We start from the raw sequence: 25331 nt of genomic DNA on the forward strand, positions 1-25331 counted from the left end.
AGGTGCGCATCGAACTCAACGAGGAACAGAAGCAGATCGTCGCCACGGTGCGCGAGATCACGCAAGGCGAATTCAAGCCGCGCGGCCTGCAGGTCATGGACGGCACCTTTCCCTGGGAGAACATCAGGCGGCTCGCCGATATCGGCGTCCTCGGCATGGCCGTGCCGGAGGAATTCGGCGGTCTGGGACTGCCGGTCTTCGACACGGCGCTCGTCCTCGAGGAGATCGCCAAGGGCTGCTACGTGACGGCGATGGCCGTTCTCGGCGAGGTCGGGGTGCAGACGCGCATCATCGCCACCTATGCGCCCGGCCACATCAAGGAGCGCATCCTGCCGGGGGTCTGCACCGGCGAGCACATCCTGGCGATCTGCATGACCGAGCCCGATGCCGGCACCGATGTCGCGAACTACCGCACGAATGTCGACATTCGCGGCGACCGGCTCGTCCTCAACGGCACCAAGACGCTGATCAGCCGGGCCATCGAGGCGAGCATGTTCGTCGTGTTCACGCGGGTCGACCGCGCGCCCGGCCGCGAGGGGATCGGCTGCGTGCTGGTGGAGCAGGGCACGCCGGGACTGAAGGTGACGGGCAGCTTCCACACCATGGGCGGCGAGTTCCTTCACGAGGTTCAGTTCGAGGATTGCGAGCTGCCGCCCGACAACCTGGTGATCCGCGAGGACGGGTTCCGGCGCCTTCTCAGCGCCTTCAACACGCAGCGCTGCCTCAATCCGAGCATCTCCCTCGGTCTCGCCGAGGGCGCCTTCGACGAGGCGGTGCACTACATGCGGGAACGCAGCGCATTCGGCCGCAGGATCGGGGACTTCCAGGGCATGCGCTGGAAGCTCGCCGACATGTTCCGCGACATCGAGGCCGGCCGCGGGCTCCTCTATCGCGCCTGCGCCACGGCCGACCCGTTCCCGGATCCGTTCCTCGCCGCCACCGCCAAGATCTACTGCAACGAGATGGCGATCCGGGTTACGAGCGAGGCGATCCAGGTCCATGGCGGCTACGGCTTCACGGACGAATATCTGGTCTCCCGCCTCTATCGCGGCGCCCGCTACGGCACGCTCGGCGGCGGCACGACCGAGACGCTGAAGAACCTGATCGGGAAGCGCCTGATGGAAGGCGAGGAATCGGCCGACGGAATCCTCGCCCTCCTCCTCGACGCCTGACGGGCCGCGGATCGGGCGATTTGGAAAAAGTGTATCGCCCAATTTGGACCTTCACCCCTCGGAAGACGGCCGGTACCCCCTTAGAGGGGCAAGCTGTCGCCGGTCGGACCGGCGAATGGCGAGAAACCGACAGGGAGCGCCCGGTGCGCATGCATCGGCCCCCGACAACAACCGAAAACATCGGAACAGGGGAGGAAGGAAAGGATGCTGAGGCAGCGGGGATTGCTGGCAGCGGTCGGTCTGGCGGTTTCGATCGGCCTGACGGCTCCGGCTTTGGCGGTCGACCTGACGGTGGGCGCGACGCGCGGCACACCGTCGATCGATCCGCACTTCCAGAGCTCGATCGTCAACTACGAACACAACATCAACATCTTCGAGCCGCTGGTTCGCTTCAACAACAACAACAAGATCGAGCCGTGGCTCGCCGAATCCTGGAAGGTCGTCGACGACACGACCTGGGAGTTCAAGATCCGGCCGAACGTGAAGTGGCATGACGGCTCGCCGCTCACCGCCGAGGACATCGCGTTCACCTACAAGCGGGCGCAGAACGTTCCGAACAGCCCCTCCCCGCTCACGAACTATCTGCGGCAGATCAAGGAGACGCAGGTCGTCGACGACCACACGCTGCGCGTCATCACCAAGGGGCCCGCGCCGACCCTTCTCAACTTTCTCGTAAGCGTTCTCATCGTCTCGAAGAAGCACGGCGAGAACGCCACGACGGAAGACTACCATACCGGCAAGGCCATGATCGGCACCGGGCCCTACACGTTCGAATCCTGGTCCCCGAACGACCGCATGGTGATGGTCCGGAACGAGGATTACTGGGGTCCGAAGCCGCCCTGGGACAAGCTGACCTATCTCGGCATGCCGAATGATGCGAGCCGGATCGCGGCGGTGCTTTCCGGCGATATCGACGTGGCGCTCTCGCTGCCGCCCACGGATGTCGAGCGGCTGAAGAAGGATTCCCGCGTCAACGTCTATGACAGGCCGGCGAACCGGCTGGTCTTCATGGCGGTCGACGTCAATCCGGAGGCGCTGGACAGCGGCAAGATCACCGGCCCGAACGGCGAAAAGCTCACCGAGAACCCGCTCGCCAACAAGAAGGTCCGCCAGGCGCTCGAGCTCTCGATCAATCTCGACGCCTTCGTCGACCGGGTCTATCGCGGGCTCGCCCTCGCCACCGGACAATATCTGCAGGAGGACATGTTCGGGTACATTCCGGGCCTCGACAAATGGCAGTACGACGAGGCGAAGGCCAAGCAGCTGCTTGAGGAATCCGGCTGGGCGGGCAAGTTCAAGCTGACGCTCGCGACCTCGGATTCGGCGTTCCGGCTCTCGATCCCCGCAGTGCAGGCGCTGGCGCAGAGCTGGTCGCGCATCGGCGTCCCGACCGACGTCACGATCATGCCGCATCCGGTGTTCCTGCAGGAGCGCAACGACCGGAAGCTGCCGATCTACCTCGCCTCCTGGACCAACCCGGCCGGGCGGGCCGAGGATCTCTACCTCCCGATCCTCCACTCGCGCGATCCGAAGGCCGGATTTGGCACGCTCAACATGGCGCGCTACTCCAATCCGAAGGTCGACAAGCTGATCGAAGAAGGCCTCACCACGATGGACGACGCCAAGCGCGAGGCGCTCTTCGTCGAGGCCGGCAGGATCGCGATGGACGACGCGGTGATGGTGCCGCTCTGGATGCCGTCCGAGGCGGTGGCGACACGGAAGGGCATCACCTACGACATGCGCGCCGACGGCCTGAACTTCGTCCAGAACATCAAGCCGGAAAAATAGCCGGCCCACCGAAGGGACTTATCCCCGGAGACCTGCGCGGGCGCCCTCGGGCGCCCCGTTCCGTTTCACCGTCCCCCGCCCGGAACAAGTGTTCTCCCGTTCGAACGGTTCGTCCCCCGCCCGCAGGTTGCTATCGGTCGGCGCGCGATGCAGACCATGTCCGACGAGGATCGGCGGAAGATGTTTGCCGAGGTGACGCGGACCGCATTGCAGGATTCGGCCATCGTGCCCTTGTGGATGGCGAACGTGACGGCGCTCACGAGGAAGGCAATCGCCTTCACGCCGCGGAGCGACGGCATGTTCTTCGTGCAGAACGTCCGGCCGGAATAAAGCCGGCCGGGCAAGGCTTCCGGGCCGCCATGGCGGCCCGCGCTCACTCCCCGGGAATGAGCGTCTCGCTCCGGCGATGGGCAGGCGCCACCGCGGCCGGCCTCGGCCGCTCTTCCAACTCCTCGGAACGCGTGATCTCGAGAAGGAAGTTGATGAAGGCGTGCATCTTGCGCGGGATGTGGCGCTTGTCGTTGTAGACGACCGAAATGGGCACGCCGTCGGGCATGTAGTCGTCGAGCAGGCTCACCAGCCTGCCGTTCTCGATGTCCTTCCGGAAGAGCCAGCGGGTCGAATAGCCGATGCCCAGGCCGTGTACCGCCGCCTCGCGATAGGCGTCGCCGCTCAGGAGCCGCAGATTGCCTTCGACGCGGACCTTGAACGGCTTCTGGTCGCGGGTGAACGTCCACTCGCTGCCCGCCTTCCCGATCACGCAGCAATGGCGGGCAAGGTCCTCCGGCACCTGGGGCGTGCCATGCCTGGCAAGATAATCCGGCGAGGCGGCGACCGTCATCGGCCCGCGCGTCAGCACACGCCGCATCAGCCGCGAATCGACGAGATCACCGGTCCGCACGGCGAGATCGTAGCCTTCCTGGATCAGGTCGACCGGAAGGTCGCTGAACTTGATCTCGAGCGAGATCTCCGGATTGCGCTCGAAGAATTTCGGAAGCGCCGGGATCACGGTGACCCGTCCGAACGAGAACGGCATGACCGCACGCACGAGCCCCTGCGGCTTTGCGCTCGAATCGCGCATCGCCGATTCCGCGTCGTCGAGATCGGAAAGGATCCGATCGCAGCGCTCGAAGAATTCCTGACCGTACTCGGTGAGCGCAATGCGCCGGGTCGTCCGGTTGAGAAGCTGGGTGCCGAGCTGGTCCTCCAGGCGGGCAATGCTCTTCGTGACGGCCGAAGCGGACATGCCCAGCTTCTTGCCGGCGGCCGAGAATCCCCCCTGCTTGACCACCTGGACAAACGCGGAAATCGCCTGGAACTTGTTCATCGCCATCCCGGATCCGGTGCTGCTCCGTTTCGGAACAAGACCGTGGAAACCACGGAAACAACGTGCGGCCGCAGTCGGCGCTATGACTTGGCTGCACGCGAGCCTCGCTCGAAAATCTAGACCGTATCACCGCCCTCCGCCAGAGATGATGTGGACGGCTGCATACAAGGACGGGATGACAGCCGACCGCAGCAGCAGACGGACCGCGCTCATCACCGGGGCCTCCCACGGGATCGGCGCGGCAGCGGCCTCGGCCTTGGCAGCCGACGGCTACGACGTCGCCGTGACCGATCTCGATCCGCGCGATCTCGCGACGACTGTCGAGGACATACGGGCGCGTGGCGCCCGCGCGCTGCCGGTTGCGCTCGACATCCGCTCCGAGGCGAGCATCGAAGCATGCTTCGCCGCAATCCTCGATGCGTTCGGAACGCTTGACGTTTTGGTCAACAATGCCGGCGTGCCGTCGCTCCGGAAGCCGGCGGTCGACATCGAACGCGCCGACTGGGACCGGGTGCTTTCCGTCAATCTCACGGGAACCTTCTTCATGGCGCAGGCCATGGGCAGGCACCGGATCGCGGCCGGCGGAGGCGGGAGCATCGTCAATCTGGCCTCGACCCACGGCCTGGTCGGGCTTGGGGGCGCCTCGGTCTACGGCATCGCGAAGGCCGGCGTCGCCCACATGACCCGGATGCTGGCGATCGAGTGGGCACCCCACCGCATCCGCGTCAACGCGGTCGCGCCGGGCGCCACGGAGACGAAATCGCGGATCGCACTCTCCAGCCCGCAGCACAAGGCAAAAGCGCTCGCCCGGATCCCCTTCGGGCGCTATGCGGAGGCAGGCGAGGTCGCCGCGGCCATACGCTACCTTGCGGGCGAGGAAGCGTCCTATACGACCGGACACGTCCTCGTCGTCGACGGCGGCCTCACGGCCGCGTAGAAGGAGCCTGCCCGGCATGAACGTCGCCCCGGCCGATCTGCACTATCCCTTTGCGCCGCCCGAATTCGGGGAGGTCGTGGCGATCGCGCCGGGCCTCCTGTGGACCCGACTCGCGCTGCCGTTCGCGCTCGACCACCTGAACGTCTTCATCCTCGACGACGGCGACGGCTGGACCGTGGTCGATTGCGGCGCCGCGACCGCCGAAACGGAGGCCGCGTGGCGGAAGCTCCTCGACGGCCCCCTCGCCGGCAGGCCGGTCAGCCGCCTCGTCGCGACGCACGGCCATACCGATCATGTCGGGTTTGCCGGCCCGCTCACCGCCCTGCTGGACGCGCCCTTCCTGAGTTCCCGATCGGAATGGACAAGCGCCGTCATCAGGCGGCTCGAGACGGTGGAGGGACTGCGCGGGCCGGCCGGCCGCTTCTACGAGAGCCATGGCTGCCCCGACGCCCTCGTCGAGGGCTTCCTCGCCGAGCGGGCGCGCTCGGCCTCGCTCATCGCCGAGATGCCGCCTGCCTTCGTCCGCATCGCCGAGGGCGACGTGCTCGCGTTCGGCGGACGGCGCTGGCGCGTGATGATCTTCGGCGGCCACGCGCAGGAGCATTGCGTGTTCTGGTCCGAGAGCGATCGGATCATGATCGCGGGCGACCAGATCCTGCCGCGCATCACCCCGCAGATCGGCGTCAACTATTCCGAACCGGAAGCCGATCCGCTGACGGAGTTCCTCGCCTCGCTCCGGGTGCTCGGATCGTTCGACGAGGACGTGCTGGTCCTGCCGGGCCATGGCCTGCCCTATCGCGGTCCCGGCATCCGCGCGCGCCAGCTCGAGGCCCATCACGCATCGCGTCTCGCCGCGATCGCGACGGCCTGCGACGGCGAGCCGACGACCTTCGACGTGGCAATCCGGCTGTTCCCGCAGGCCATGCGCAAGGCGCATGCGCGGTTCGCGGTCGCCGAAACGCTTGCCCACCTCAACCACCTGGTCGGCACGGGCCGACTGGCGCGCAGCCGCGCCGCGGACGGTCGGATCCGCTTTCGGCCGAGCCGGTAGGCGTCGACCCGTAATGTCCTCCGGCCGTCAGGCCGGCCGGAACATCGGCACCGGATAGCCGCCGTCGCTCGGCTTGAACGTGACGACCACCGCCTGTCCGAAGGCGAGCGCGTCGAGGTCGCAGTCGACGACGTTCGTGAGCATCGTCGGCCCCTCCTCCAGCGTCACGTAGGCGACCGCGTAGGGCTCCGGCGCCCTCCGTGCCACGCTGTAGCTGTAGATCGTCCCGCGCCCGGACGCCTCCTCCCAGACGGTCGCCGCACTCATGCAGAACGGACAGACCGCCCGCGGGTACCAATGCGGCTTACCGCAGTCGGTGCAGCGCTTGATGAGAAAGCGGCCCTCGGCCGCCGCCTTCCAGAAGGGCTCCGTCTCCACGTTCACGATCGGCGCGGCGATCTTTCGGTCGGCTGCCTGCATCATTCTACTCCCGCTCCAGGATGAGAGTGGCGCTGCCATGCCTGGCGCCGAGCTGAAGACCGGTGCCCTGGGCGAGGGCCAGGTCGCAATTCTTCACCTGGACGGCGGGATGCGCCTCGCCGCGCAGCTGCCGCACCGCCTCGATGATCTTCGTCATTCCGCCGCGATTGGCCGGGTGATTGTTGCAGAGCCCGCCGCCATCGGTATTGAAGGGAAGCTTGCCGACCCCCGAGATGAGATTGCCATCGGCGACGAAGCGGCCCCCCTGCCCCTTCTCGCAGAAGCCGAGATCCTCGATCTGCATCAGAACGGTGATCGTGAAGCTGTCGTAGATGGATGCGTACTTGATGTCGGCGGGCGTCACGCCGGCCTCGGCGAAGGCGGCGGGGCCCGACCAGACCGCGCCCGAATAGGTGAGGTCGACATCGCCGCCGGCAGTGTGCTTCTCCGCCTCTCCAGCGCCGATCACCTTCACGAGCGGACGGCCGAGGCTGCGGGCGATTTCCGGCCGGGTGACGATCACGGCGCCACCGCCATCGCTGATCACGCAGCAATCGAGCCGATGGAGAGGATCGGCGAGGATCGGAGAGCTCACGACCTCTTCCACCGTCACGACCTCGGGCAGCATCGCATTCGGATTGTGCTGCGCATGGTGGGAAGCGGCGACCTTGATCCAGGCGAGCTGTTCGCTGGTCGTGCCGAACTCGTGCATGTGCCGCATCGCGCACATGCCGTAGCCGGCGACGTTGGTGAGCGAATACGGGAACTCCCACTGGAAATCCGGCTGGTTCGGATCGCGCATGCGCGGCGTCGTGCCGGTCGCCATACCCTCGCTGCGCGGCCGGCCGGCGAGCGTCACGAGCGCGACGTCGCACTTGCCGAGCGCGATCGCCTGGGCCGCGTGCGAGACGTGGACAAGATAGGAGGATCCGCCCGTATCGGTGGAATCGAGGTGGCGGACCTTGAGGTTCATGTACTCGATCATCGAGGTCGCGCCGACCCCCGGCGCGTCGCCGGCGCAGAAATAGCCGTCGACGTCGTCCTTGGTGAGCCCAGCGTCCTTGAGCGCTCCGAGCGCCACCTCCGCATGGAGCTGGGCGACCGACTTGTCCGGCGCCTTGCGGGTCGGATGCTCGTAGACGCCGGCGATGCAGGCTTTGCCCCTGATGCTCATGGAATGAACCGCGCCGTTGCTGTTGCGATGGGATCGGGCCGCGAAGGGCCAGGGCGGAGGGCCGCGGGCCGCTCAGTCTCCGCGCCGCCATGGTATGTCGGCGCCCTCCGGACGGACCTCGAACGTGTTCAGGACCATGGCGAGAAGCGTGTAGTAGCCGGCGAACACCGCGAGATCGATCAGCCCCGCTTCGCCGAAGGCCGCACGCGCCTCCGCGAGGACCTCTTCGGGGATCGACCCCATCCCCGACGATTTCAGCGCCGCCGAAACGAACGCGCAGGCGATCCGGTCCTCCGTTTCGGTGAAAGGCGGAGGCTCCCCGCCTCCGATCGCTTCCAGGACCTCGGCCGGCACGCCGAGCCGCGCGGCGCGCGGCGCGTGCGAGTTCCATTCGATATCGGCATGCCAGTGGCGGGCGACGAGCGTGATCACGAGTTCCCGGATCCGCTCCGGAAGCACGGAGTGGAAGCGGAGATATTCGCCGACCTGCTGGACCACGTCGGCCGCGCCGGGACTGTGCAGGAGAACCCGGAAGGGACCGCCGACCCGGCCGCGCGCGCCGCCCTGGATCTTGTCGAAGACCGCCTGCTGCTCCGGACTGAGCGAGGCCGGATCGATCAACGGAATCCGTGGCAAGCCTACCTCCCCGGCGCCGCTCCCGCGGCGTGCCTCTTCGTTCCGCCCCGCTTAGAGAAGCCACCCGTTTCTGAGAAGCGGGGCTTCGGAAATTAAGTGTTTCCGGCGGCTGCCGGCGCGCCGGCCCGATCCGGATGCCGGTCCGGATGCCCGCTCCGGATTATTGCCGGAGGCGCCGCGAGGAAGCGAGCCTCGGCACGGAAAACGAAACAATCCATTTCCAAGGCCGGGGATTCTGGCCTCGTCCGGGCTGCGCTACCTCTTGGTGATCGGAAACCTGCGACCGAGGTATGCCCCTTGAGCGCATATTGTTGTGACCGCGCGGCTCTGGCCGGCGGGTCCGGCGGACCGGGCATGGCGCGTCCTGAACAGGCATGCGGATACGGCACCGCGAGCACCGAGGAAAGCCGGGAGGCCGCCGCGGAGCTCGCCGAGGCCAGCAGCGACCTGTTCCGACAGATGATGAGCGCGATTCCGGCGGCGGTGACCATCATCGCTGCCGAACACGAAGGGGTGCGCAGGGGGCTGACGGCGACCGCCGTGTGCTCGGTCTCGCTGGCCCCGCCGCAGCTGCTCGTCTGCGTGAACCAGCAATCGTCCGCGCGGCCGGTCATCTCCGCCTCCGGCGCCTTCTCGGTGAACTTCCTCGCGCCCCATCACGAGATCGTGGCGCGCCGCTTCGCGCAGCCCCAGCTCTCGAGCGAGCTCCGCTTCGCGCATGGCGACTGGCGGACGAGCCGCTGCGGTGCGCCCGTGCTGGCGGACGCGGTCGCGGCCGCCTGCTGCGAAGTGGTCGACGAGACGCTCCACGGGACGCACGCGATCTATGTCGGCAGGGTGGTGGAAGCGCTCGCCTCGGGGGCGACGCCGCTGCTCTACCACGCGCGCAGCTATTGCAACTTCGAGATAGCGGCACGGAAGGCGGCCGACTGATGGCCGGCATGGTGCGACTTCAAGCAGCTAATCCGGTGGCGGAAAGAAGCGCGTGATGACATTCTAGAGTCAAATCAGAAGCCCGGCCGGTCCGAAGACCAAGATGCCGACCGCATGCGCGGGCCGGCCGACCAAGGACCCGTACCGCCGGTCAGCCATGCTGAACCGGCCACTTGCAGCTTGGGAGGGTTGCGGTGACGGTTTTCATCATACGCCGGCTGGCGCAGAGCCTCATCGTGCTCCTCGCGATGTCGCTCATCGCGTTCGGCGGTGTCTATCTGATCGGAAACCCGATCGACATCCTGATCGATCCCAACGCCACCGAGGCCGAGCGGATGGCGGCGGAGCATGCGCTCGGGCTCGACCAGCCACTCTGGGCCCAATACTGGCACTTCCTCGTCAATCTCCTCCACTTCGACCTCGGCAAGTCGTTTTCCGCTTCGATCCCCGTCAGCGATCTGCTGCTGCAGCGCCTGCCGGCGACGATCGAGCTGACGATCGTGGCCTTCCTGGTATCGTTCCTCGGCGTACCGCTCGGCGTCATCGCCGGCCGCCGGCCCGATTCCCTTCTCGGCAAGACGATCATGGCCGGCTCGATCCTGGGCATCAGCCTGCCTTCGTTCTGGATCGGCCTGATGTCGATCATCGTGTTCTCGGTCTGGCTCGGCTGGCTCCCCTCCACCGGCCGCGGCGACACGATAACGATCCTCGGAACACAGTGGGCGCTCTTCACCTGGGACGGGATCAAGCATCTCATCCTCCCGGGCGTCACGCTCGCGCTCTTCAACTTCGCGCTCCTCATCCGCCTCGCCCGCGCCGGCATGCAGGAGGCGCTGATGACGGACTACGTGAAGTTCGGGCGCGCCAAGGGCCTCTTCGAGCGCCGGGTGGTCTGGCTCCACGCGTTCAAGAACATCCTCATCCCGATCATCACCGTGCAGGGCCTCGAGCTCGCCAATCTCCTGACCGGCGCGCTCCTCACCGAGGTGATCTTCGCATATCCGGGCATAGGCCGGCTCGCGATCGAGTCGATCCACTTCCTCGATCGGCCGGTGATCGTCGGCTACATGATGTTCGTCGTGACGACCTTCGTCGTCATCAACCTCCTCGTCGATATCGTCTACGGCATCGTCGACCCGCGGGTCCGCTACTCGGGAGGCGGCAATGACTGACGTCGCGGGCACGCACGCGACCGCGCCGGTCGCCGACGACGCGAAATGGCAGCGGGTCCTGCGGTCCTTCGCCGAGAACAAGCAGGCGGTGTTCGGGCTTGCGCTTCTCGTGGTGCTGCTCCTCGCCGCGCTGCTCGCCCCCGTCATCGCGCCGCAGAACCCGTACGATCTCGCCCAGATCAGCTTTCTCGACGCGATGATGCGGCCCGGCGAAGCCTCGCCGGGCGGCATCCTCCACGTGCTCGGGACCGACAGCCAGGGCCGCGACCTCCTCAGCGCGATCCTCTACGGACTGCGCATCAGCATCGTCGTGTCCGCGAGCGCCACCCTGATCGCGCTCGTCATCGGCCTCGTGCTCGGCCTTGCGGCCGGCTATTTCGGCGGCCGCTTCGATGCGTTCCTCATGCGCCTCGTCGACGTGCAGATCAGCATTCCCGGTCTCCTGATCGCGCTCCTCCTCCTCGTCGCCATGGGTCCGGGCGTCGGCAAGCTGGTGATCGCGATGGTCGCGATCTACTGGGCCTATTTCGCCCGCATCGTGCGCGGCGTGGCCCTCGTCGAACGGAAGAAGGAATATGTCGAGGCCGCCATCTGCCTCGCGCTGCCGCGCTGGCGGATCGTGCTGCGCCACCTGCTGGTCAATTGTCTGCCGCCGGTCATGGTGGTCGGGACCGTGCTGCTTGCGCGCGCAGTGCTCCTCGAGGCGAGCCTCTCCTATCTCGGCCTCGGCGTTCCCGTCACGCAGCCCTCGCTCGGTCTGCTCATCGCCAACGGATTCGGCTATCTGATGTCCGGCGAGTACTGGGTGAGCTTCTTCCCCGGCGTCGCCCTCGTCATGCTGATCTTCGGCGTCAATCTCGTGGGCGATCACCTGCGCGACGTCCTCAACCCGCGCCTGCAGCGATGAGGCGCCCGATGCGTTCGGGGAGCCGCGCTCCATGACGGCCGCTGTCCTCAATGTCGAGCACCTTCGGACGCACTACTTCACGCGCGCCGGCGTCGTGAAGGCGGTCGAGGACGTGAGCTTCGAGGTCAGGCGCGGAAAGGTGCTCGGGCTCGTCGGCGAATCGGGATCCGGCAAATCGGTGACGGGCTATTCGATCATGGGCCTCGTCGATCATCCGGGGCGGATCGTCGGGGGCCGCATCCTCTATAACGGCACCGATCTCCTTGCCCTTTCGGAACCGGAGATGAGGCGTCTGCGCGGATCCCGGATCGCGATGATCTTCCAGGATCCGATGATGACGCTCAACCCGGTGCTCAGGATCGAGACGCAGATGGTCGAGGCGGTGCTGGCTCACGAGCCGATGAGCCGGCAGGCCGCCCGGCGGCGCGCCCGGGATGCGCTCGGCCAGGTCGGCATCCCCTCGCCCGACGAGCGGCTCCAGGCCTATCCGCACCAGTTCTCGGGAGGCATGCGCCAGCGCGTCGTCATCGCGATCGCCATGCTGCACAACCCGGACGTCATCATCGCGGACGAGGCTACGACCGCTCTCGACGTCACCATCCAGGGGCAGATCCTCTCGGAGGTGCAGCGGCTCTGCCAGAGCCATTCGACCGGCCTCATCTGGATCACGCACGACCTCGCGGTGGTGGCCGGCATCGCCGACGAGATCTGCGTCATGTATGCCGGGCGCGTGGTGGAACGCGGCACGGTCGACGACGTGCTCGACCACCCGGCCCACCCCTACACCTTCGGCCTGATCGGGTCCGTGCCGAGCCGCAACGAGCGCGGGCAGCCGCTCCGCCAGATCCGCGGCACGACGCCCTCTCTCGCCAATCTCCCGCAGGGCTGCGCCTTCCGCCCGCGCTGCTTCCGCGCGAACGAGATCTGTACCAACGAGCCCGAAACGATGTCCATTTCGTCCAGGCGGGAGACGCGATGCTTTCATCCCCTCGTAGCGCAACCGACCTGACCTCCGGGGAGGCCGCCCGCGCGGCCGCGGGTCTTCGGCTTGTCGCGCCGGACGCCGCGGGGCCCGTCATCGAGCTCCGCGGCCTCACACGGGTGTTCCGGAAGCCGCTCGACTTCGCGGCCAGGGCCGCCAATCTCCTGGGCGCGGACATCAGGGAGGAGGTCGTCCGCGCGGTGGACGGGGTCGACCTTTCGGTCCAGCCGGGGGAAGTCGTCGGCCTTGCCGGCGAGTCCGGCTGCGGAAAGTCGACGCTCGGGCGCATGGTCGCCGGCATCCTCAGTCCGTCGGCGGGCGACATCTACTTCGAAGGCAGAAGGGTCGCGGAGCTGAAGGGCCAGGCCCGGCGCGACTACGCCCTTGCCGTCCAGATGATCTTCCAGGACCCCTACACCTCGCTCAATCCGCGCATGCGGATCCGCGACATCGTCGGCGAGGCGCCGCTCGTCCACGGGCTCACGAGCCGTGCCGAACTCAAGGCCTATGTGCGGGAAATGCTTTCCCGCGTCAGGATGGATCCGCAATACGACACGCGCTATCCGCACCAGTTCTCCGGCGGCCAGCGCCAGCGGATCGGAATCGCGCGCGCGCTCGCGGTGAAGCCGAAATTCATCGTCTGCGACGAGGCGGTCGCGGCGCTCGACGTCTCGATCCAGGCGCAGATCCTGAACCTCTTCATGGAGCTGCGCGAGCAGCTGTCGCTCACCTACCTCTTCATCAGCCACGATCTCGGCGTCATCAACCACCTCGCCGACCGCGTCGTCATCATGTATCTCGGCCGCGTGGTCGAGGAGGCGGAGACGGACGAACTCTTCGCGCGGCCGAACCACCCCTACACGACCGCGCTTCTGGACGAGATCCCGCGCATCGAGACCCGGCGGCGCGTCTATCAGGGGATCAAGGGTGAGATCCCCTCGCCGCTCAACCCGCCGAGCGGCTGCTATTTCCACCCGCGCTGCCCGCACGCCATGCCGGTCTGCCGCGAGGTCGCCCCGCCGCTGAAGACGGTCGCACCCGGCCACAGATCGGCCTGCCACCTGAACGACCGCCCCGCTTGAGGCCGTCCGCCGGGGCATCCGGCAGGCCCGCCAGGAGAGAACTCCACGATGCATATCGGAATCCTCGACGACTACACGCGCGTCGTGCCCGAACTGAAATGCCTCGCGAAAATGTCGGGGCACCGGGTCTCCGTCTGGCACGATCGCGAGCACGATGTCGGCCGCCTCGCGGAGCGGCTCAAGGACGTGGACGCCCTCATCCCGATCCGCGAGCGGACGCGGATCACGGGCGAGCTCATCGCGAGACTGCCGAACCTGAAGATCGTCACGCTCACGGGTCCTTCGCTGCACGTCGACGTGGAGGCATGCACGCGGCACGGCGTCCTCTTCTGCAACGGGCGGCCCGGGCAGACCTACGGTACCGCCGAGCTCACCTGGGGTCTGGCACTCGCAGCCATGCGCCGCATTCCGCAGGAGGTGGCACGGCTCAAGGCCGGCTCCTGGCAGGGCAGCACCGGGACGGTGCTGCACGGACGGACGCTCGGAATTCTCGGCTACGGCCGGATCGGCAGGATCGTCGCCGGCTATGGCCGCGCATTCGGAATGGAGGTGCTCGTCTGGTCGCGCGAAAGCGGCCGCGCCGCCGCGGCCGCGGATGGTCACGAGGTCGCGCGGAGCCAGCGTGCGCTCTTTCAGCAATCCGACGTGCTCAGCCTTCATGTGAAGCTCGTGCCGGAGACGAAGGGGCTCGTCACGGCGGCTGACCTCGCGGCGATGAAGCCGACCTCCGTCCTCGTGAACACCAGCCGGTCGGGGCTCATCGAGCCGGGTGCCCTCGTCGCGGCGCTCGAGGCGGGACGACCGGGTTCAGCGGCGGTCGACGTCTATGATCGCGAGCCGATCTTCGGCGCCGAGGATCCGCTTCTGCATCTCGACAATGCCGTCTGCACCCCGCATCTCGGCTTCGTCGAGCGGGACGGACTGGAATCCTATTTCTCGGCACAGTTCGACCGGATCCTCGCCTTCGCGGCCTGCAATCCGATCGACGTGCAGAACCCGGAAGTGCTGGACCGCCCATTCAGGCGGGCGGCCGGCTGATCCGGGGCGCCTTCTATCCGGCGGCGACGGCGAAGGCGCGGACCTCCGCGGCGCAGACCTCCGGCCGCACGGCGGCGATGTGGTAGGCTGCGCCGGGAAGCACCAGGAGCCGCGAGTTCGGGATCAGTTCCTGATAGCCGCGCGCCTTCTCCACGCTCTGCAGACCGCTCTCCTCGGTGGTGATGACGAGGGTCGGCGCGGTGATCCGGTGGAGATCGCCGGAGAGGTCCATCGCGGCGCGCTGCGAGGACGCCTCGATGCAGGGGCGCGGATCGGTCGGCCCCATGAGCTCGTCCGTCCACCAGGCGACCTGCGCCGCACTCGCCTCCGGCCCGAGCCGCGAAGCCTGGGTTTCCGCCGCCCAGTACCTGACGCCGTGCGCCGCGATCATCTCCGGGTTGCGGCCGCGCCCCATCGCGCCGCGCGTGCCGTCGCCGGTATGCGGCGCGCCGAGGAGGCTGAGCGACCTCACCCGGTCGCCGGCGGCGATCGCGATCTGCATGGCGACCGAGCCGCCATATTTCGCCCCCGCGAGATGGAAGCGGCCGACGCCGATCAGGTCGAGCAGCCGGAGGAGGTCGCCGGCGATCTCGTCGCTGCGCCAGGAATAGGTCTCCGGAACCGGCGATCTGCCGAAGCCCGGCATGTCGGGCCGGATCACCCGGAACGTTCCGGAAAGAAGCGGGACCCATTGCGTCCAGGCACGGCCGGATTCGGCAATGCCGTGCACGAGCACGATCGGCTCCGGCTTCTCCCAGGGCGCGCCGAACCAGTCGTCCTCGTAATGGAGGCGAATGCCGGGCCGGACATCGATATCGGGCATATGGCGGCTCCCTTCCTGTTACGCCGCCTCTTCCTGCAGCGCTTCGTCCTTGCGGCGGCGGAACGACGGCACGATCATCGCGAGGATCGCGAGCGCGGCGATGAGCAGGAACGTCGCGCTGATCGGGTTGACCAGGAAGATCATCGGGTCGCCGCGCGAAAGGATCATCGACCGGCGGAAATTCTCCTCGATCATCGGACCGAGGACGAAGCCGAGAATGAAGGGCGCCGGCGCGCAGCCGGCGCGCGCGAACAGATATCCGAGCACGCCGAACACGGCGGCGACGAGGACGTCGAGCGTGCTGCTCGCGACCGAATAGACCCCGATCGAGGAGAAGACCAGGATCGCCGGATAGAGCACGTGATAGGGCACCCGCAGGATCCTCACCCAGAGCCCGATGAGCGGCAGGTTGAGGAGGACAAGGATGAGGTTGCCGATCCACATGCTCGCGATCAGCCCCCAGAACAGCGTCGGATGCTGCACGATGACCTGCGGGCCGGGCGCGATCCCCTGGATCATCAGGGCGCCGAGCACGAGCGCCATGGTCGCGCTGCCGGGAACGCCGAGCGTGAGGGTGGGAATGAATGCGGTCTGGGCGGCGGCGTTGTTGGCCGCCTCCGGCGCCGCCACGCCCTCGATGGCGCCTTCGCCGAAGCGCTCCGGCGTCCGGCTCACCCGCTTCTCGAAGAGATAGGCCGCGAACGAGCTGATCGTCTGGCCGGCGCCCGGGAGAATTCCGAAGAACGACCCGATTGCCGTGCCGCGGAGGATCGGACCGAACGCCGTCCTCAGGTCGCGGCGCGTCGGCATCAGCCCGGTGACCTCCGAGGTGAAGACCTCGCGCGCGCCCTCCGGACGATCGAGATTCGCAACGATCTCCGCGAGCGCGAAGAGCCCCATCGCGACGACCACGAATTCGAGCCCGTCGCCGAGCCCGGACAGGCCGAAGGTGAGCCGTTCGACTCCGGTCGTGACGTCCGTTCCGACGAGACCGAAGATGACGCCGAGCATCGCCATGCCGATGCTCGTGAGAAGGGATCCGTGCGCGAGCGCGGCGGTCAGCACCATCGCCATCAGCATGAGCGAGAAGTATTCCGGCGAGCGGAACTCGAGCGCGAGCCCGCCGAGCAGCGGGCCGAACAGGGCGATCAGCACGGTTCCCACGCAGCCTGCCGCGAACGAGGCGATCGCCGCGATCGCAAGTGCCGCGCCCGCCCTCCCCTGCCTCGCCATCTGGTAGCCGTCGATACAGGTCACGACGGACGAGGATTCGCCCGGGAGGTTGACGAGAATCGCGGTCGTCGAGCCGCCATAGGCCGCGCCGTAATAGATGCCCGCCAGCATGATGAGCGACGCTTCCGGCGGCAGGCCGAAAGTCAGCGGAAGCAGGACGGCGATCGTCACCAGCGGGCCGACGCCCGGAAGCACGCCGATGGCGGTGCCGAGCGTCACGCCCAGCAGGCAGTAGAGGAGGTTGACCGGACTGAAGGCGACCGAGAAGCCGGTCGCCAGATTGGCGAAGACGTCGCTCACCATGGCCAGACCTTGAACGGGATCGCCAGGCCATAGACGAAAATGGCGACGGCGATCGCCACGAGGACCACGACCTTCGCCACCGCTCCGCGGACCGTCAGGCCGGGTCCGGCCAGACTTCCGACCACCACGAGGGCCGCGACCGCCGCGGCGAGGCCGAGCCGCTCGACGAGGAGCGCAAAGACGACGACGCTCGCGCTGACGAGGAGAACGGGCCGGAGCCGGATCGTGCCGACCGGCGGCGATCCGTCGGGAGCGACGATCGCGCGGGCCGTGACGACGAGCCCGATCAGGGCCACCATCAGTCCGAGCGTCACCGGGAAGAACCCGGGCCCCATGCGCAGGATCGTTCCAAACCGGTAGCTCGAAGACATGAGCGCCGCGCCGCCGCCGAGCCCCAGGAAGAGCAGGCCGGCCAGGAGGTCCCGCGTCACGGTCAGTCGCATGGTCCGAAGGTCCCCGCGCCCGGTTCGCCGCATTCCGCTCCGCCGCTCCCCGTTCAGCCCGAGGGTGCGAGGAGCGCGGCGAGACGCGCCGCGTCGAGGCGCTCGAGGTCCCGGGAGATCGCGATCACGGCCTGGCAGTTTGCGTCGGAGATGCGCGTCGCGAGTTCCTGGCGGAAACGCGCTTCGTGCTCCGCGCGCGTGAAGGGCCGCGAGGCGCTGCCCTTCGGCGCCGCCACGAAGGTCTCGACCATTCTTCCGCCGCGCAGGGTCAGGACGAGCTTCGCCGCCGTCGACTGCGCGCCGCTCGCCGCCTCCACGTCGGGATCGATCTTCGTCTCCATCTTGGCCTGAAGCGGCTTCAGGCTCGGGTCGTCGATCCGCTCCAGATAATCGGCGATCGTGACAACGGGGATCGCGCCGGGCTGGAGCGGCACGGCGGCAGCAAGCGCGACGCTGAACGGCAGCGACATCTGCGCGGCCTGCTCGTCCGCCGGTTCGGGCTTGGTCAGCCGTCCTTCGATGACTTTCGGAATCCCGATCGTGAGATGCTCGATGTCCTCCGCCGAGAATCCGTGCGCAAGCCGGAGGTCGAACATGCCTTCCATGGCCGAATGCACCCGAGCCGCCGCGGCGTAGCCCTTCACGAGCACGTCGCGGACGTGGAACACTTCGCCCAGGCGGTCCGTGATCCGCTCCGGATGGCACTCGTCGGAATAGGCCTGAAGAAAGCCCGCTTTGCCTTCGAGGATTTCGCTCGGGCCCGTAAACCCTTCGCGGACCAGGAGAACCGACGCGACGCCGCACTGCGCCCCGTGGGCAGCCTGGATGCGCTTGGCGGAGCCGCCGGTGTGATAGAACTGCGCCAGCCCGCCGGCGTAGTTGGCCGCCAGGCCCATCGCATCGGCCATCCGGTTCCCGGCCTCGGCGCCCCCGAGCAGGAGGCGGCCGGCCGCGAGCGCGGTGCCGAACACGTTGCAGGTACCGGTCGCCTGGAAGCCGCGATGGAAATGGCCGGGCTGCATGGCGAAGCTGATCCGGATCGCCGCCTCGTAGGCCGCGAGCACCGCGGCGACGATCTCCGGACCGCGGGCACCCGCCTCCTCGCCGGCGGCGAGCCCCGCCGACCACGCCGCGATACCCGAATGGATCATTGCGCCCACATGCGTGTCGTCGGCGTCGAAGCTCGACCCGTAGGCGACGTTGAGAAAGGTCGCATGCTGCGGATTGAGCCGCTCGCCGGCGAAGAGGACGTGCGAAGCACCTGGCGCGGCGACCTTTCCGATGTAGCCCCGCGCCCAATCCGCCCAGGGCAGCCGGGCGCCCATCGACGACACCCTGAGAAAATCGAGAAAGAGCACACCGAGCGTCTCGCGGACGTCATCGGGAAGATCCCGCCATTCGAGACCACGCGCGAAATCCACCAGCGCGCGCGTTTCGCCACCTGTCGCCATCGTGCTTCCTCTGAATTTCGTTGCCGCGGCCGGCAGGCCCCGCCGGCCGGTCCCGCGGATTGTCGGATGCGCGCGCCGCGTGGCCCGATCTCCGAGCCGCGCCGGCTATTGCTTGGGCAGGTCGAGCGTCTTGATGAGGTCGCGGTAATTGTCCGAACCGGACTGGACCACCTTCGCGAAGGCCTCCGGCGTGCTGCCGACGATCTCCTGCCCCCCCGACTGGATCGATTTCCGGACCTCGGGCTTCTGGAGCGCGGCGACCACCGCGTCGCGGATCGCGGTTACGGTCTCGGCCGGCGTGCCCGCCGGGACGAACATGCCGAGCCAGGAGCTCATGTCGAAATCCGGGACGCCGGCGTCGGCGACGGTCACAATGTCCGGCATGGCCGAGGCGCGCTCTCCGGACGTCACCGCAAGCGGCTTCACGGTGCCGGCCTTGATGTAGGGCACGAAGGAAGGCAGGTAGCCGATGGCGAGCGGGACCTCGTTCGAAAGCACCGCCGGGATCACGGCTCCGGTCCCCTGATAGGGTACCTGCTCGATCTTCGCCCCGGTCTTCTGCTTGAGGAGCTCGAACATCAGGTGGTTCGGGCCGCCGACGCCGGAATGGCCGTAGAAGTACTTGCCGGGATTGGCCTTCGCGTCGGCGATGAGATCCTTGAGGCTGTCCGCCTCGACGGAGGGATTGGCGACGATCACGGGCGTGGTGCGAACGACGAGCGAAACCGGCGCGAGGTCCTTGAGCGGATCGTAGGGGAGCGGCTCCGGCAGGTGCGGCAGGATGACGATCGCCCCTTCGGTCGCCATGAGGATGGTCTGGCCGTCGGGCTCGGCCTTGGCGACGAGATCGGTGCCGATCCGGCCCTGGGCGCCGGGCCGGTTCTCCACCACGACCGGCTGGCCGAAGCTCTGCTGGAGCTCCGGCGCGAGCAGCCTGGCGAGAAGATCGGCGCCGCCGCCCGGCGGAAATCCGACGATGATGCGGACGGGCCCCTTCGGAGCTCCCGATTGCGCGAGAACCGGTTGGGCCAGCCCCGCGGCAGCCAAGGCCAGGCCGATCGCCGTCAGCCCGCCGAATGCGCGCAGCGCCGCGCGCCGCGTCATGCGCAGTACCATCGTCTTCCTCCCCATCTTCGGCCCTTGAGCCGCCGGTGCCCGGAGACGCCCCTTTCGGCGCAGCCGGGCCCACCCGCTCTCTTCCGGAGCCGGCCCGCCGACCATAGCAGCGCAACCTGTCAGCTAGCTGTCACGGCGCTGCCGGGCTTCGGCCGCGCAGCCGCGGCGGACACCCGGGCCGAGGCCGATCGCCGGACGATGCGGAGGGTGCCCCTGCCGAGAGCGGAAAGCGCACGCGGACGCGCAGACCCGGACCCGACGGCGCGTCGAGAAGATCGATCGCCGCGCCGTGCGCCTCCGCCACCTGCCTCGCGATCGGAAGGCCGAGACCGAAGCTCTCGCCGCTCCGGCCGTCGAGCGTGGCGAAGCGCTGGAAGACGGCGTCACGGTGCTGCGGGGGAATGCCCGGACCGTCGTCGATCACCTCGAGCACCGCGAGGCCTGCGTCCGAGCGCGTGCGGACGGTGACCGTGCCACCCGCCCGGTTGTAGCGGACCGCATTGTCGACCAGGTTCCCGATCATCTCGTTGAGGAGCGAATCGTCCGCATCCACCACGGTCGGGCCGCCTTCGTGCTCCACGCCGAGATCGACGTCGCGGGCGAGCGCCCAGGGGACGCGCTCGGTCACCGCCTCGGCCACGAGCTCCGGCAGCGAGAGCGGCCGCCGGCCCGACGCCGCGCGGGCCTCGATGCTGAACTGGGCAAGCATCTGATGCGTCATGCGCGTCGTGCGCCGCACCACTTCGTCCATCCTATCGACCGTCCGCATGCGATCTGACGGCTCGCTCTGCCGCCGCAGCAGGTCGATATTGGTCTTGATGACGGCGAGCGGAGTCTTGAGCTGGTGCGATGCATCCGCCACGAAGCGCCGCTGCAGCTCCATCTCGCGGTCGACCCGCACGAAGAGGCCGTTTATCGCCGCGAGCAGCGGCCGGACCTCGCGCGGGATGGCCGCCTCGGCGACCGGCCGGAGATCGTCTCCCCGCCGCCCCGAGATCGCGGCGCCGACCTCGACGAGGGACTTGAGGCTCCAATGGACGGCGAGCCAGGCCCCGGCCGCCGCGATCAGAGCGAGCGGCAATTGCTGCAGAAGGGTGGTCGCCACGATCCGGCGCGAGAGAGCGGCGCGCTTGTCCTTGGGCTCGCCCACCTGGACGAGCGCGAGGCCGTTGCCGGAAGGCACCAGGATCGGCACCTTCAGCGCCACCCAGCGCAGGTCGACGCCTCGGAACGGCGCGTCGTAATAGACGGGCCGGCGGCTGTCCGACGGCTCCGGCGGATCGGGGGCGTCCGCAAACCCGGCGATCACCCGCCCGTCCGGTCCGCGCACCCGGTGGAAGACGGGACGCGCGGAATCCGGGCGGAGCATTTCGAGGGCGACGGAAGGCACCGCCACGTCGAGACTGCGGTTCCACGTGCGCAGTCCGCCGGCGATCGCCCGGGCCGATCCGTAGAGCGCGGTGTCGAAAGCCGTGTTCGCGAAAAGGAGGGACGTGGCGATGCCGGCGACCACGTTGATGGCGAGGATGATCGCCACGCCGACCGCCAGCCAGGCGAGGAGCTTCGCCTTCACGCTCGCGAGCATGCTCAGGCCGGGCTCGCCTCGAGCAGGTAGCCGAGCCCGCGGATCGTTCGGATCCGCAGCCCGGCCGGCGCCAGCTTGCGCCGCAGACGCGAGACGTAGAGCTCGATGGCGTTGAGCATGGTCTCCTCGTCCGGATCGTAGATCCGGTCGAACAGGCTCTGCTTGGTGACGACCTTGCCGGCCCGCAGCAGGAGGAGTTCGAGCACGGCGAGCTCCTTCATCGGCAGCGCGAGCGGCCGGCCGTCGATCGCGGCGGTGCGGTCGACGAGGTCGAAGGCGAGCCGCCCCGACCGCAGAAGGCCCCGCGCCGTCGCGGCGCCGCGGCGCAGAAGAGCCCTCATCCGGGCCTCGAGCTCCGCCATCTCGAAAGGCTTGCCCATGAAATCGTCGGCGCCGAGATCGAGCCCGCGTATCCGCTCTTCCAGCCCGTCATGAGCGGACAGGATGAGGATCGGCACGCGCGACTGGTCGACCCGGCGGCGCGTCAGGAGATCGAAACCGGAAAGTTCGGGAAGCTGCAGATCGAGGATGACCAGGTCGTAGATCATCACCCGCATCCGGTGCTCGGCGGCAAGCCCGTCGGGTGCGACATCGACGAGATATCCGCTCTGGGCCAGGGCTGCGGCAAGCGCCTCGGCGAGCATGAAATTGTCTTCGGCCACGAGCACACGCACGGATCCGACGTCCCTCCCGTCGTCGGGTCACATCCCCCCCTCGCCGCACTCCGGCAGTTCCGCGCTCTTCGTCGCGGCGAGAGTTCATCAGCCATCATGCGACGGAAGCGGGCCGCACTCAAACCCGCAATCGGCAAAGGTGATGTGATCCGGTCGCCGTGCCGGCGCCGGATTTTCGATTGCGCCGCCGCGCAAGGCCCGGCCAAGTGGCGCCGGCTCGGGAACACTTGCTCGGCCCGGGCGGCGCTCAGGAGGTCCTTCATGTCCGGCACAGGCTTTCCACCGCCGCGCGCCTGCGACTGCCATGCCCATGTGATCGGCCCGAAAAGCCGATTTCCCCTCGCGCCGCACCGGGCCTACACGCCCGTCGACGCACCGATGGAGGCGCTGACGTCGATGCTCGGCCGGCTCGGCCTGGAGCGGATCGTGCTGATCCAGACGAGCATCTTCGGGACCGACAATTCCTGCATGCTCGATGCAGTCGCCCGGCTCGGCGATCGCGCCAGGGCGGTGGCGGTGGTGCCGGACGATGCAGAAGGCAGCATGCTCGATTCGCTCCACCGGCAGGGCGTCCGCGGGCTCCGCGTCAATCTCGCGACCCTCGGCATGAACGATCCGGGGCCTGCGCGCGCGAAGCTCCGGGCGGCGGCCGCGCTCTGCGCGCGGAACGGCTGGCACGTGCAGCTTTTCACGAGACCGGGGACCATCGAAGCGCTCGAATCCGACCTGGCCCGCCTGCCGGTTCCGGTCTCCCTCGATCATTTCGGGCTGCTTTCGCCGGCGGGCGAAACCGCTTCCGCCGAAGCAGCGGTCCTGCGGCTCCTCGGCAGCGGCAACATCTGGGTGAAGATCTCGGGCAGCTACCGGCTCACCCCCGCGGACGACGATGCCGCCACCGCCGGCCTGGCAACGCGGCTTCGCGCCGCCAACCGGGAACGGATCGTCTGGGGATCGGACTGGCCGCACACGCCCACCCATTCCGGGACCGCGACGACGAGCGACGGCGAGACCCATTATCGCGATCTCGACACGGCCGCCCTGCTGGATACGGTCAGGCGGTGGTTCGACGCGACCGCGCAGCATGAGATCCTGGTCGCGAATCCTGCCCGCCTCTACGGCTTCGGCACGATCTGACGGGCCGCCACCGCATCCTCGCCGGTCGGGCAGAATTCAGGACGTCTTTGTTTTCGCTGGGGAAATGGTGGGCGCGACAGGGATCGAACCTGTGACCCCTACGATGTCAACGTAGTGCTCTCCCGCTGAGCTACGCGCCCGGAAACTGGGGTCTGCCGCGAACGGCCCGGCCGATATAGCGGCTGGGCCGGGGGCTTGCAAGAGCGTCCGGACAGGCCGGCCGCCGAGGCCTCAGGCAGCCATCAGCCGGTTCACTTCACCGACGAGTTCGCGCAGATGGAACGGCTTGGAGAGCACCTTCGCCTCCTTCGGCGCGCGCATGTCCGGATTGAGCGCCACCGCGGCAAAGCCGGTGATGAACATGATCTTCAGGTCGGGGTCGAGCTCGCTCGCCTTCCGCGCGAGCTCGATGCCGTCCATCTCCGGCATGACGATGTCGGTCAGAAGGAGGTGGAACGGCTCTTCCCTCAGGCGGTCATAGGCGGATCGGCCGTTGTCGAATGAGACGACCTGGTAGCCTGCGTTTTCGAGCGCGCGCGTCAGGAAACGGCGCATGTCATTGTCATCTTCGGCGAGCAGGATTCGGCCCATCGAGTTCCCCGGGGAGGCGGCGCTAAGCGGCGAGTGAAGCGACCTTGTGGCCGTTGCGGTAAATATCGGGTAAGTGCGCGGGCCGCAACGCGGCGGACCGCCTGTTCTGTGGACACCGGCCCGCGTGCGGGGCACGATGGCCGCGGGGCGCGGCGCGGATCTGGTGGGATCGACGGTCGATGGATGACGCTGGGATGACGGGCACGGGGTCGGTCGGGGAACCGCCTGCCTTCGAAATTCTAGCCCCGCGCGAACAGACCGTCCCCTTCGTCTTCAACTCGCCCCACAGCGGCGCGTATTACCCGCCCGAGTTCCTGGCGGCGACGGCGCTGGACCGCACCGCGATCCGCCGCTCCGAGGACCTTCTCGTCGACCGGCTCTTCACGCCCGTCGTCGAGCTCGGCGCCCCGCTGCTGCGCGCCGTCTATCCGCGCGCCTATCTCGACGTGAACAGGGAGCCCTACGAGCTCGATCCCAAGATGTTCGTCGGACGCCTTCCGTCCTTCGCGAACATCCGCTCGCTACGCGTCGCCGGCGGTCTCGGCACGATTCCGCGCGTCGTCGGCGACGCGGCCAACATCTACAAGAGCCCGATCCCCGTCGACGAGGCGATCGCCCGGATCGACCGCATCTATCGGCCCTATCACGATGCGCTCCGGCGGCTCCTCGCCGAAACGCATCTCCGCTTCGGCTGCGCCGTCCTGATCGACTGCCATTCGATGCCGTCGAACCTGCAGGGCGCGCCGCTGCGCGCCCGGCCCGACTTCATCCTCGGCGACCGCTTCGGAGCGAGCTGCGCGCCGGAATTCATCGACCGTGCCCATAAGGTGCTGCGCGAGCTCGGCTATACCGTCTGCCGGAACAAGCCCTATGCCGGCGGCTTCATCACCGAGCATTACGGCAAGCCGGCGCACGGCCTGCATGCGCTCCAGATCGAGATAAACCGGGCGCTCTACATGGACGAGACGAGGCTGGAGCCGCATGCCGGGTTCGCCCGCCTGCTGGAGCATATGAGCCTCCTCTCCGAGGCGCTCGTCGCGATCCCGGGCGAGGTCCGGCCCGAACCGCTCTCGGTCGCAGCTGAGTAAGCCTGCGCCCTTCCCGCGGCGGACACCGCGCGGAAAACAGAAGGGCCGTCTTTCGACGGCCGGCGCGGAAAACAGAAGGGCCGTCTTTCGACGGCCCAAGTCTAGGGAGGAAACGCCCTATGAGGGCAGCGATACAGCTATCGCACTGCACAAACTAATCCTCGCCCGTTTTGGCGACAAGGGCCGACGCCGCCGCCGGCCCCCTCTTCCCCAATGCGCCGGACACTCTTCCCGCGGATGTTGCGTTTCGGCAACGTTGCGCAGATTTTTC

The 25331-nt window shown here is 68.0% G+C and carries 25 protein-coding genes and 1 tRNA gene; 13 read left to right on the forward strand and 13 right to left on the reverse strand.

What is annotated here, in order from left to right; all coding sequences use genetic code 11:
* The first annotated feature begins 2 nt into the window (after nucleotides 1-2).
* The 3 genes from E4O86_RS23515 to E4O86_RS08055 all read left to right on the forward strand — a co-directional run bounded on the left by E4O86_RS23515 (nucleotide 3) and on the right by E4O86_RS08055 (nucleotide 3290).
* A complete protein-coding gene (locus E4O86_RS23515) occupies nucleotides 3-1172 on the forward strand; it encodes an acyl-CoA dehydrogenase family protein (protein ID WP_161140017.1) in 1170 nt (389 codons plus the stop codon).
* A gap of 204 nt (nucleotides 1173-1376) precedes the next feature.
* On the forward strand, nucleotides 1377-2960 hold the full coding sequence (locus tag E4O86_RS08050; protein ID WP_161140018.1) for an ABC transporter substrate-binding protein: 1584 nt from the start codon (nucleotides 1377-1379) through the stop codon (nucleotides 2958-2960).
* A 156-nt stretch (nucleotides 2961-3116) separates the two neighbouring features.
* Nucleotides 3117-3290: a hypothetical protein gene (locus E4O86_RS08055; protein ID WP_161140019.1), complete on the forward strand. Its 174-nt coding sequence runs from the start codon at nucleotides 3117-3119 to the stop codon at nucleotides 3288-3290.
* A gap of 43 nt (nucleotides 3291-3333) precedes the next feature.
* On the opposite strand, the gene E4O86_RS08060 is transcribed toward E4O86_RS08055, so the two are convergent.
* Nucleotides 3334-4293 (reverse strand): LysR family transcriptional regulator, encoded by a 960-nt coding sequence (locus E4O86_RS08060; RefSeq protein ID WP_246206287.1) that lies wholly within the window; start codon nucleotides 4291-4293, stop codon nucleotides 3334-3336.
* A 169-nt stretch (nucleotides 4294-4462) separates the two neighbouring features.
* On the opposite strand from E4O86_RS08060, the gene E4O86_RS08065 reads away from it, so the two are divergent.
* Both E4O86_RS08065 and E4O86_RS08070 read left to right on the forward strand, forming a co-directional pair.
* Nucleotides 4463-5224, forward strand: coding sequence for an SDR family NAD(P)-dependent oxidoreductase (locus tag E4O86_RS08065; RefSeq protein ID WP_161140020.1), 762 nt, complete (start codon nucleotides 4463-4465; stop codon nucleotides 5222-5224).
* A 16-nt stretch (nucleotides 5225-5240) separates the two neighbouring features.
* Nucleotides 5241-6275, forward strand: coding sequence for an MBL fold metallo-hydrolase (locus tag E4O86_RS08070; RefSeq protein ID WP_161140021.1), 1035 nt, complete (start codon nucleotides 5241-5243; stop codon nucleotides 6273-6275).
* A 27-nt stretch (nucleotides 6276-6302) separates the two neighbouring features.
* On the opposite strand, the gene E4O86_RS08075 is transcribed toward E4O86_RS08070, so the two are convergent.
* The 3 genes from E4O86_RS08075 to E4O86_RS08085 all read right to left on the reverse strand — a co-directional run bounded on the left by E4O86_RS08075 (nucleotide 6303) and on the right by E4O86_RS08085 (nucleotide 8505).
* Nucleotides 6303-6698 carry a Zn-ribbon domain-containing OB-fold protein gene (locus E4O86_RS08075; protein ID WP_205520773.1) on the reverse strand — a complete coding sequence of 132 codons (396 nt, stop codon included), beginning with the start codon at nucleotides 6696-6698 and terminating at the stop codon, nucleotides 6303-6305.
* A gap of 1 nt (nucleotide 6699) precedes the next feature.
* Complete coding sequence (locus tag E4O86_RS08080) at nucleotides 6700-7869, reverse strand: thiolase domain-containing protein (RefSeq protein WP_161140022.1); 1170 nt, start codon at nucleotides 7867-7869, stop codon at nucleotides 6700-6702.
* Between the two features lie 72 nt (nucleotides 7870-7941).
* Nucleotides 7942-8505 (reverse strand): carboxymuconolactone decarboxylase family protein, encoded by a 564-nt coding sequence (locus E4O86_RS08085; protein WP_161140023.1) that lies wholly within the window; start codon nucleotides 8503-8505, stop codon nucleotides 7942-7944.
* A 354-nt stretch (nucleotides 8506-8859) separates the two neighbouring features.
* Here E4O86_RS08085 and E4O86_RS08090 point away from each other — a divergent pair, with 354 nt between their 5' ends.
* The 6 genes from E4O86_RS08090 to E4O86_RS08115 all read left to right on the forward strand — a co-directional run bounded on the left by E4O86_RS08090 (nucleotide 8860) and on the right by E4O86_RS08115 (nucleotide 14619).
* Nucleotides 8860-9438, forward strand: a complete 579-nt coding sequence (locus E4O86_RS08090; protein WP_161140024.1) for a flavin reductase family protein — start codon at nucleotides 8860-8862, stop codon at nucleotides 9436-9438.
* A 194-nt stretch (nucleotides 9439-9632) separates the two neighbouring features.
* Nucleotides 9633-10610: an ABC transporter permease subunit gene (locus E4O86_RS08095; RefSeq protein ID WP_161140025.1), complete on the forward strand. Its 978-nt coding sequence runs from the start codon at nucleotides 9633-9635 to the stop codon at nucleotides 10608-10610.
* Nucleotides 10603-11517, forward strand: a complete 915-nt coding sequence (locus E4O86_RS08100) for an ABC transporter permease (protein WP_161140026.1) — start codon at nucleotides 10603-10605, stop codon at nucleotides 11515-11517. Before E4O86_RS08095 ends, E4O86_RS08100 begins: the two co-directional genes overlap by 8 nt.
* Nucleotides 11518-11548: 31 nt before the next feature.
* Nucleotides 11549-12526: an ABC transporter ATP-binding protein gene (locus E4O86_RS08105; RefSeq protein ID WP_161140027.1), complete on the forward strand. Its 978-nt coding sequence runs from the start codon at nucleotides 11549-11551 to the stop codon at nucleotides 12524-12526.
* A complete protein-coding gene (locus tag E4O86_RS08110) occupies nucleotides 12493-13581 on the forward strand; it encodes an ABC transporter ATP-binding protein (RefSeq protein ID WP_161140028.1) in 1089 nt (362 codons plus the stop codon). Before E4O86_RS08105 ends, E4O86_RS08110 begins: the two co-directional genes overlap by 34 nt.
* Nucleotides 13582-13629: 48 nt before the next feature.
* Entirely contained in the window at nucleotides 13630-14619 is a 990-nt protein-coding gene (locus E4O86_RS08115) for a D-2-hydroxyacid dehydrogenase family protein (RefSeq protein WP_161140029.1), read from the forward strand.
* Between the two features lie 13 nt (nucleotides 14620-14632).
* Here E4O86_RS08115 and E4O86_RS08120 read toward each other — a convergent pair whose 3' ends face one another.
* The 7 genes from E4O86_RS08120 to E4O86_RS23925 all read right to left on the reverse strand — a co-directional run bounded on the left by E4O86_RS08120 (nucleotide 14633) and on the right by E4O86_RS23925 (nucleotide 22247).
* Nucleotides 14633-15442, reverse strand: a complete 810-nt coding sequence (locus E4O86_RS08120) for an alpha/beta fold hydrolase (protein WP_161140030.1) — start codon at nucleotides 15440-15442, stop codon at nucleotides 14633-14635.
* Nucleotides 15443-15460: 18 nt separating this feature from the next.
* Nucleotides 15461-16978 (reverse strand): tripartite tricarboxylate transporter permease, encoded by a 1518-nt coding sequence (locus tag E4O86_RS08125; RefSeq protein ID WP_161140031.1) that lies wholly within the window; start codon nucleotides 16976-16978, stop codon nucleotides 15461-15463.
* Nucleotides 16972-17421, reverse strand: a complete 450-nt coding sequence (locus E4O86_RS08130) for a tripartite tricarboxylate transporter TctB family protein (RefSeq protein WP_161140032.1) — start codon at nucleotides 17419-17421, stop codon at nucleotides 16972-16974. Before E4O86_RS08130 ends, E4O86_RS08125 begins: the two co-directional genes overlap by 7 nt.
* Before the next feature lie 53 nt (nucleotides 17422-17474).
* Nucleotides 17475-18872: an MmgE/PrpD family protein gene (locus E4O86_RS08135; RefSeq protein WP_161140033.1), complete on the reverse strand. Its 1398-nt coding sequence runs from the start codon at nucleotides 18870-18872 to the stop codon at nucleotides 17475-17477.
* A gap of 105 nt (nucleotides 18873-18977) precedes the next feature.
* Nucleotides 18978-19988: a Bug family tripartite tricarboxylate transporter substrate binding protein gene (locus E4O86_RS08140; protein ID WP_161140034.1), complete on the reverse strand. Its 1011-nt coding sequence runs from the start codon at nucleotides 19986-19988 to the stop codon at nucleotides 18978-18980.
* Nucleotides 19989-20118: 130 nt separating this feature from the next.
* On the reverse strand, nucleotides 20119-21573 hold the full coding sequence (locus E4O86_RS08145) for a sensor histidine kinase (protein WP_161140035.1): 1455 nt from the start codon (nucleotides 21571-21573) through the stop codon (nucleotides 20119-20121).
* 2 nt (nucleotides 21574-21575) lie between these two features.
* Nucleotides 21576-22247, reverse strand: a complete 672-nt coding sequence (locus E4O86_RS23925; protein WP_161140036.1) for a response regulator — start codon at nucleotides 22245-22247, stop codon at nucleotides 21576-21578.
* Between the two features lie 261 nt (nucleotides 22248-22508).
* Between E4O86_RS23925 and E4O86_RS08155 the strand changes: the two genes are divergently transcribed.
* A complete protein-coding gene (locus E4O86_RS08155; protein WP_161140037.1) occupies nucleotides 22509-23381 on the forward strand; it encodes an amidohydrolase family protein in 873 nt (290 codons plus the stop codon).
* Between the two features lie 65 nt (nucleotides 23382-23446).
* Here the strand turns inward: E4O86_RS08155 and E4O86_RS08160 are convergent.
* Nucleotides 23447-23521: transfer RNA gene (locus E4O86_RS08160), tRNA-Val, on the reverse strand.
* 91 nt (nucleotides 23522-23612) lie between these two features.
* On the reverse strand, nucleotides 23613-23972 hold the full coding sequence (gene cpdR / locus E4O86_RS08165) for a cell cycle two-component system response regulator CpdR (protein WP_161140038.1): 360 nt from the start codon (nucleotides 23970-23972) through the stop codon (nucleotides 23613-23615).
* Nucleotides 23973-24151: 179 nt separating this feature from the next.
* Between cpdR and E4O86_RS08170 the strand changes: the two genes are divergently transcribed.
* On the forward strand, nucleotides 24152-25060 hold the full coding sequence (locus E4O86_RS08170) for an N-formylglutamate amidohydrolase (protein ID WP_246206288.1): 909 nt from the start codon (nucleotides 24152-24154) through the stop codon (nucleotides 25058-25060).
* Nucleotides 25061-25331: the final 271 nt, after the last annotated feature.

It is taken from the genome of Propylenella binzhouense (genome assembly GCF_009866965.1).
Classification (GTDB): domain Bacteria; phylum Pseudomonadota; class Alphaproteobacteria; order Rhizobiales; family Afifellaceae; genus Propylenella; species Propylenella binzhouense.

Excerpts from the sequence above, each read along its gene's own strand:
- E4O86_RS08050 (WP_161140018.1), top strand. The coding sequence starts at position 1,377 with ATGCTGAGGCAGCGGGGATTGCTGGCAGCGGTCGGTCTGGCGGTTTCG.
- E4O86_RS08055 (WP_161140019.1), top strand. The coding sequence starts at position 3,117 with ATGTCCGACGAGGATCGGCGGAAGATGTTTGCCGAGGTGACGCGGACC.
- E4O86_RS08060 (WP_246206287.1), bottom strand. The coding sequence starts at position 4,293 with ATGGCGATGAACAAGTTCCAGGCGATTTCCGCGTTTGTCCAGGTGGTC.
- E4O86_RS08065 (WP_161140020.1), top strand. The coding sequence starts at position 4,463 with ATGACAGCCGACCGCAGCAGCAGACGGACCGCGCTCATCACCGGGGCC.
- E4O86_RS08070 (WP_161140021.1), top strand. The coding sequence starts at position 5,241 with ATGAACGTCGCCCCGGCCGATCTGCACTATCCCTTTGCGCCGCCCGAA.
- E4O86_RS08075 (WP_205520773.1), bottom strand. The coding sequence starts at position 6,698 with ATGATGCAGGCAGCCGACCGAAAGATCGCCGCGCCGATCGTGAACGTG.
- E4O86_RS08080 (WP_161140022.1), bottom strand. The coding sequence starts at position 7,869 with ATGAGCATCAGGGGCAAAGCCTGCATCGCCGGCGTCTACGAGCATCCG.
- E4O86_RS08090 (WP_161140024.1), top strand. The coding sequence starts at position 8,860 with ATGGCGCGTCCTGAACAGGCATGCGGATACGGCACCGCGAGCACCGAG.
- E4O86_RS08100 (WP_161140026.1), top strand. The coding sequence starts at position 10,603 with ATGACTGACGTCGCGGGCACGCACGCGACCGCGCCGGTCGCCGACGAC.
- E4O86_RS08105 (WP_161140027.1), top strand. The coding sequence starts at position 11,549 with ATGACGGCCGCTGTCCTCAATGTCGAGCACCTTCGGACGCACTACTTC.
- E4O86_RS08110 (WP_161140028.1), top strand. The coding sequence starts at position 12,493 with ATGCTTTCATCCCCTCGTAGCGCAACCGACCTGACCTCCGGGGAGGCC.
- E4O86_RS08115 (WP_161140029.1), top strand. The coding sequence starts at position 13,630 with ATGCATATCGGAATCCTCGACGACTACACGCGCGTCGTGCCCGAACTG.
- E4O86_RS08120 (WP_161140030.1), bottom strand. The coding sequence starts at position 15,442 with ATGCCCGATATCGATGTCCGGCCCGGCATTCGCCTCCATTACGAGGAC.
- E4O86_RS08125 (WP_161140031.1), bottom strand. The coding sequence starts at position 16,978 with ATGGTGAGCGACGTCTTCGCCAATCTGGCGACCGGCTTCTCGGTCGCC.
- E4O86_RS08130 (WP_161140032.1), bottom strand. The coding sequence starts at position 17,421 with ATGCGACTGACCGTGACGCGGGACCTCCTGGCCGGCCTGCTCTTCCTG.
- E4O86_RS08135 (WP_161140033.1), bottom strand. The coding sequence starts at position 18,872 with ATGGCGACAGGTGGCGAAACGCGCGCGCTGGTGGATTTCGCGCGTGGT.
- E4O86_RS08140 (WP_161140034.1), bottom strand. The coding sequence starts at position 19,988 with ATGGTACTGCGCATGACGCGGCGCGCGGCGCTGCGCGCATTCGGCGGG.
- E4O86_RS08145 (WP_161140035.1), bottom strand. The coding sequence starts at position 21,573 with ATGCTCGCGAGCGTGAAGGCGAAGCTCCTCGCCTGGCTGGCGGTCGGC.
- E4O86_RS08155 (WP_161140037.1), top strand. The coding sequence starts at position 22,509 with ATGTCCGGCACAGGCTTTCCACCGCCGCGCGCCTGCGACTGCCATGCC.
- cpdR (WP_161140038.1), bottom strand. The coding sequence starts at position 23,972 with ATGGGCCGAATCCTGCTCGCCGAAGATGACAATGACATGCGCCGTTTC.
- E4O86_RS08170 (WP_246206288.1), top strand. The coding sequence starts at position 24,152 with ATGGATGACGCTGGGATGACGGGCACGGGGTCGGTCGGGGAACCGCCT.